The sequence below is a fragment of the Candidatus Symbiopectobacterium sp. NZEC135 genome (assembly GCF_025962695.1).
Genome location: NZ_JAGFPF010000634.1, coordinates 1 through 1107, shown reverse-complemented (window position 1 = coordinate 1107; position 1107 = coordinate 1). Strand labels below are relative to the sequence as shown.

At 48.3% G+C, this 1107-nt stretch carries 1 protein-coding gene; it reads right to left on the bottom strand.

What is annotated here, in order from left to right:
* On the bottom strand, window positions 1-709 hold a 709-nt coding region (locus J5224_RS29340), incomplete at its 3' end, for a GAF domain-containing protein (RefSeq protein ID WP_264628593.1).
* Window positions 710-1107: the final 398 nt, after the last annotated feature.

Below are 1107 nucleotides of genomic sequence, written 5' to 3'. Positions count from 1 at the left end.
GAACGCCTTCTTCCACGCCATCCAGCAGGGCGTGTACTTCACTTAAATGTTGGTTGGATTCAGCCAAAATCATATCCGTGTGCAATTTTGCGCTGATTTGCTGCGCAGTGGAATGCACTAGCGCCAGGGCGGAAACCGTGTCGCTGTCGTTTAGCAGAATCAGCCCGACCGCACCCATCACCGCGCTGTAACTGTCGAAAACCGGCGTGGCAAAGCAGGCAAATTGATGCAAGTGCTGATTGAAATGCTCATAGCCTTGCAGGCTGACCGGCTCGTGTAACAGCAGCGCCGTTGTGACGGCATTATTCCCCATCATGCTTTCGCGCCAGTAAATTCCCTCGCCAATGCCTAACGTCATTAGCCGTTGGCTCATGGCCGGGGAGGCGTGAAAACTCAGCGTACACCCGGTTTCATCGGTCAGTAGCAGGGCGCATTCCGTGGTGGTGAGATAGGCAAAGATATCCTCCAGTATGGGCGAAGAGATATTGATCATATCGGCACGGTTGCGACACAGAGACTTGAACGTAATGCCTTTGGCGTAGAGTGGCGTTGACCAATGATCGTGACGCTGTTGTCGACGGCAACGCAGCCACGATTCGGTGACATAGGGCTTTAGCGCGAGGTGTTCCATGCTGGCGGCATCGGGATACCTTATTGGGTCCGGCGTGATGAAATCGTGCCACAGGGTTTTCAATGCAGTCTGTTTCACCGGTTGCTCCTTTATCGTACCCCTTTGGGAAATAGGTAGCGCATTTATGTTCCATTTTGGAAATATTATGTCGAATTTGTGATGCATATCGCCAACCACGAATGGCGATGAGATAGAACCAATGATTATATTTAATTTATTGAATTTGAATGTCTTTATTCTTTCATTCAACAAAGTGTGAGTTGCTACACAACTTTTGTCACAGTTTGACGGGTATCAAATAACAGGGCGTGCTGGGTTATTTATGTTTCATATTGGGACTTTTTGGTGCGCCACGATGTTCCTGAATTGAACAAAAAAATATTTTTTACAGCATAGATTCGGCTTCCTACTCTCATCGTGTTCGTTACGTCATGTGGGTAACCCCTCAAGCTAAAACGAAGGAGATAGCGATGAAC